The following is a 4,054-nucleotide window of genomic DNA, read 5'->3' as shown; positions in this document are numbered from 1 at the left end:
TCGGTGAAACGGTATTCCATTTCAGCACGGGCCTGTAAGGGCACCGCAGTCAGGATGAGAATGGCGGCCAGAAGGCCGGCAGCAATTTTCTTAAGCATTAGTAAATCCCTCCCTTGAGAATTTTGAGTGTAAAAATAGTGGGTAGCACGCTTGAGGTCCAGCTTATGTTTGCAATAGGGCTATAATTACACCGGCAAACCCGGCGATTAACGTAATCACTGCGCCTATGGTCCAAAATCTGAGAGTATCTAGCTTTGCATCTAGCCTAACCTCCACTTCTTTTATCTCCCTGGACAACTTCTCGTCCAGCCTGTCTATCCGCTGGAGGAGGAAGAAAAACTCCGGCGATGCCAATCTGTTTGGCGGTTCATTGGTGGCCGCAGCTTCTTTCAATACTTCCTCCGCCACGGCGCTCGCCTGCCTTCACCTCCATTCTAGCCAAAGGTTGCCAGGATAGCAAGGTCCACATCACTACTTCCTTGTCTTGGGGCCTCCGGCTCCTGGCCTTCCGGCCTTGGCTGCAAAACACAGCCGCCCGGCCGGGCGGCAAGGGTTGCCGAAGGCGAGGCCGAGGAATAGCGGACCGAGCGAAGCGAGGGAGCATATGCCGCAGGCCCTTGCCCTTGCCAGCTCCAGCACGGGCGGTGGTAAAATAGACAGAAAGCCGGAAGGCCTGATAGGTTTGATACTGCGGGCGAAAAATTTATTGCTTCCTTGGGAAAGGGAAATACCGTGGTAGTGTCGAATTAAAGAGCAATGACAAAAAATTACTTGGTGCTGCTTTCATATGAGCAAAATCGAGAAAAACTGCAAGGACATTCAAAGCGTAGGAATATTGTCCGAAAAAGTAATAAAACTGCTGGGTCTAAACTGCAAACCCCAGAATATCTTTATTGGCCCCACAAATATTGCCCATATGAAAAAAGAGCACCCGGAGTGTTTTGATAAATACTTTGACAAAATTCCAGAAATTATTGCCTATCCCGACTACGTTGGGCGCCATCCGTCCAAAGGAAGTATAGAATTTATAAAGACTTATGGGGAACACATACTAGTAGCCGTGAGGGCTAGTATGAGTGGGGTTTTATTTGTTAGGAGTCTTTATGCAATTAACCCCAAGAAACTCGAACGATATCTTAGAAGCGGTACTACGTTTAAAGTTCGGTTGTGAAAAAATTTGAGATGGTATCTTCAAAAGTGCTACAGGTAGTAGTATAATAGAATTGTCAAGAGGACAATTAATTAACGGGGATCAGAGGACGGAACAGGCAGCCGTCGCCCACCAAAAGGTGTTAGGAGATGTGGGAGTGTCGCCCCACCTGATCCCACGTGTTATGGGACTAGTTCATCTAGTCCCATTTCAGTTCTCTGCCGTTGTGGCAGCCGTATACAAAGCATTTGGAGGAAGATATGTGGGAAGAACTTGGGGAACAAGTAAAACTAAGACCAGAATAAAAAACCGGGAAAGTCCCGGTATATTATTCTGTATCCGTGTTGTACACCAAGGCTTTCCTGCCCCCGCCCTTGCCTTTCTTAAACCCATAGGACAGGGCCTCTACGGGCAAGATAATTGCTGGTATCTTCTCCGGTATGTCGGATGGTCTCGATTCTTCATCTAGGGCATATATGTATTCTATGTAGCTTATATCCAGCTTATAAGCATTACCCGCCCACTTGAGCAGATCACCGTTGCCTACCCGGACCCTCTTGGCTGACATTCCCCGGGCATGCACGGCCTGTTGGTACTGGAGCCAGGCCATGAGAGCAGCCTCTTCTTCAGTATGTAACGGCTTTTTCTCCCGTTCCTGTCGTCGCCTTTCTTTTTCTTCTTCGCGCTTCGCAAATGCCTGCCGGACCGCTTCTGCCAGGGCTTCATCCCCGGCCAGGCTTGGCATTTTCTGCAGGTCTTTTAATGCTTGGCGCACCCGTTCAGCGGCGGCCTTTCGTTCTTTTTCGCTTGCTTCTTCCCCAATCAGGCCTGCCAGTTCGGCCAGTATAGTTGCCGGAGCTGTTGGGTTATCAACTATCACCCTGGCCACCGCCTGGACAACCGCCTGCCGGTCTACTCTAGGAGCTTTGCCAGGTCCGCGTTGGCCTTGCTCCCGTAATGGAGGCAACCCATGGCGCTTACGCCACTTCCTTTCTGCCTCTGGTGTCCGGTTTTTTCTCTGGATTTCGTCTTTTGATGGGCATACTACGGCTATATATTGCTCCGGCACTTTCTATCCTCTCCCCAAAACTCTCCTCTTTCTTGGAAGGATATGGTACGCAGGGTGGAAAATATTTTCCTGTATCAACTGGTGGCGGTTCTTCTCAAATTACAAGCCGGTCGTGGCAGCCACCCGTCCTCTTCCATGCGCTTTAGGAGGAATTCGGTTATGGCATCCCAGTAATGGGGATCAGCGGGCAGTTCTCCTATTATCTCTCTGCTTACGGTAACCGGCTTTTCTTTTTCCCTTTTTGCTGTTACTTTGAGGAGGTATACTGTCATATGAAGGTACCCCCTATTGTGGCTTAGAAGTGCTCGTCTCCTTCGGTTCCGGTGGGTAAAACAGGAGTGTTGTGTACTTGGTGCACATCCAAAGGCATAAAAAGTTCCTCAACGCTTTTGTCTAGTATATTGGCTATCTTAATAGCAACATCGATTGTAGGGTTGCGAACCCCAAGTTCGATTCTAGTGTAAGCGGTTCTATCTATTCCAACTGCATCAGCGATTTGTTCTTGGGTTAATCCCAAGGCCTTTCTAGCTTCACGCAATGTTTTTCTCACCTGCATCACTCCTTGCGATATGTGCACCTTCTGCACTAATTATATGTGTAGCAAAACCACATGTCAAGTTCTTAAGTGATATTTTTACACATTAGTTGATAAGAAACACAAAATCTTTTATTTTGAGGTTGGGAGTGTGATATATGAGCACATTGGGTAGTAGGTTAAAAGGGTTAAGGCAACGAAAGGGATTAAGCCAAAACGAATTGGCAGCTATCCTTCATATTAATAGGGCTACGTTGGCAAATTGGGAAGTAGATAGAGCTAACCCTGACCCTGAAGCTCTCCAGAGGCTTGCCGACTTTTTTAATGTCTCCGTCGATTACCTCCTCGGCCGCACCGACAACCCCACCCCGGATCATGCCCGGAAGCCCACCTTGGAGGATGAGTTCCCCGAAGTGGCCAACGTGCTCAGGCGCTCTGGGAAAAGACTTACCCCAGAAGACAAGAAACGCATAGCCCGAATAATAAAAGCAGCGATAGAGGATGTTGAAGAATAATGCATATACGAAGACCTACAAAAGTAAGGGCTAGCCGGGCCATTTTTCTGGCGAGGCACTTCAGAAGAGAGATGGGGATAACTGGTCCAGTAGATGCCAAAAGCGTGCTCAAACAGTTAGCTGAACTGTACTACTTCAGCAGTGCCCAGGACCCCGACTTCGCTAACGAGGAAGGCTTCACTATTCTGGGCGAAGACGGGATATACCGGGTGTACATAAATGTAGACCTCCCGGAAGGCCGGGACAATTTTACATACGGGCACGAGACCTCTCATATAGTCCTAGGGCACCATAAGGAGTTCGATATTGACCATTTGAGCGACTACGAGCACTGGATACTCAACCGGGAAGCTGATATATTCACGGCTGAATACCTGATGCCCAAGGCCTTGGTAAGGGAGATAATTTCAGAATTGCCCACACCTCTCTCTGTTTCTGAACTGGCGTATCTCAAAAATATTTTTGGAGTATCGTGGGCAGCGATGATTAACCGACTGGACGAGTTAAAAATCGCTTCTAAGGCATATCTATATGGGCTGTTCGAGAAACGCCAGCCCATGGCAGTAGCAGAAGCGAGAGCAGCCTATGCAGAAGTTGCGGTTGCAGATGATGGTTTTTGGAGGCGAACCAAAGGAGTCCTGGAAGAGAAGTGAACTACCCCTTCCGAAAGGGTAGTTCACCGTAAACCTTCGCCCATGCCGGGCGCACAAAAGAAAAGCCGCCCCCCAGGAAGGGAGCGGCCCCAGAAAGCTCCTACCAGAGTATGTTTATACCCGTGCCGTTCA

At 48.8% G+C, this 4,054-nt stretch carries 7 protein-coding genes; 3 read left to right on the top strand and 4 right to left on the bottom strand.

The window, feature by feature from the left end:
• Nucleotides 1-162: 162 nt before the first annotated feature.
• A complete protein-coding gene (locus AC1BI1_RS15135; protein WP_476718140.1) occupies nt 163-408 on the bottom strand; it encodes a hypothetical protein in 246 nt (81 codons plus the stop codon).
• Between the two features lie 379 nt (nt 409-787).
• Between AC1BI1_RS15135 and AC1BI1_RS15130 the strand changes: the two genes are divergently transcribed.
• A complete protein-coding gene (locus AC1BI1_RS15130; protein ID WP_476718139.1) occupies nt 788-1,171 on the top strand; it encodes a PBECR3 domain-containing polyvalent protein in 384 nt (127 codons plus the stop codon).
• Nucleotides 1,172-1,478: 307 nt separating this feature from the next.
• On the opposite strand, the gene AC1BI1_RS15125 is transcribed toward AC1BI1_RS15130, so the two are convergent.
• The 3 genes from AC1BI1_RS15125 to AC1BI1_RS15115 all read right to left on the bottom strand — a co-directional run bounded on the left by AC1BI1_RS15125 (nt 1,479) and on the right by AC1BI1_RS15115 (nt 2,769).
• Nucleotides 1,479-2,219 carry a hypothetical protein gene (locus tag AC1BI1_RS15125; RefSeq protein WP_476718138.1) on the bottom strand — a complete coding sequence of 247 codons (741 nt, stop codon included), beginning with the start codon at nt 2,217-2,219 and terminating at the stop codon, nt 1,479-1,481.
• Between the two features lie 74 nt (nt 2,220-2,293).
• Entirely contained in the window at nt 2,294-2,491 is a 198-nt protein-coding gene (locus AC1BI1_RS15120; RefSeq protein ID WP_476718137.1) for a hypothetical protein, read from the bottom strand.
• 23 nt (nt 2,492-2,514) lie between these two features.
• Entirely contained in the window at nt 2,515-2,769 is a 255-nt protein-coding gene (locus AC1BI1_RS15115) for a helix-turn-helix transcriptional regulator (RefSeq protein WP_476718136.1), read from the bottom strand.
• 143 nt (nt 2,770-2,912) lie between these two features.
• Here AC1BI1_RS15115 and AC1BI1_RS15110 point away from each other — a divergent pair, with 143 nt between their 5' ends.
• Entirely contained in the window at nt 2,913-3,269 is a 357-nt protein-coding gene (locus tag AC1BI1_RS15110) for a helix-turn-helix domain-containing protein (RefSeq protein WP_476718135.1), read from the top strand.
• Nucleotides 3,269-3,922 (top strand): ImmA/IrrE family metallo-endopeptidase, encoded by a 654-nt coding sequence (locus AC1BI1_RS15105; protein ID WP_476718134.1) that lies wholly within the window; start codon nt 3,269-3,271, stop codon nt 3,920-3,922. The genes AC1BI1_RS15110 and AC1BI1_RS15105 overlap by 1 nt, the downstream gene beginning before the upstream one ends.
• The last annotated feature ends 132 nt before the right edge of the window (nt 3,923-4,054 follow it).

It is taken from the genome of Thermanaeromonas sp. DSM 22490 (assembly GCF_056378755.1).
This window is presented reverse-complemented; position numbering and strand designations above follow the sequence as displayed.

Coding starts and splice junctions, on each gene's coding strand:
- AC1BI1_RS15105 (WP_476718134.1), top strand. CDS start 3,269: ATGCATATACGAAGACCTACAAAAGTAAGGGCTAGCCGGGCCATTTTT.
- AC1BI1_RS15120 (WP_476718137.1), bottom strand. CDS start 2,491: ATGACAGTATACCTCCTCAAAGTAACAGCAAAAAGGGAAAAAGAAAAG.
- AC1BI1_RS15130 (WP_476718139.1), top strand. CDS start 788: ATGAGCAAAATCGAGAAAAACTGCAAGGACATTCAAAGCGTAGGAATA.
- AC1BI1_RS15110 (WP_476718135.1), top strand. CDS start 2,913: ATGAGCACATTGGGTAGTAGGTTAAAAGGGTTAAGGCAACGAAAGGGA.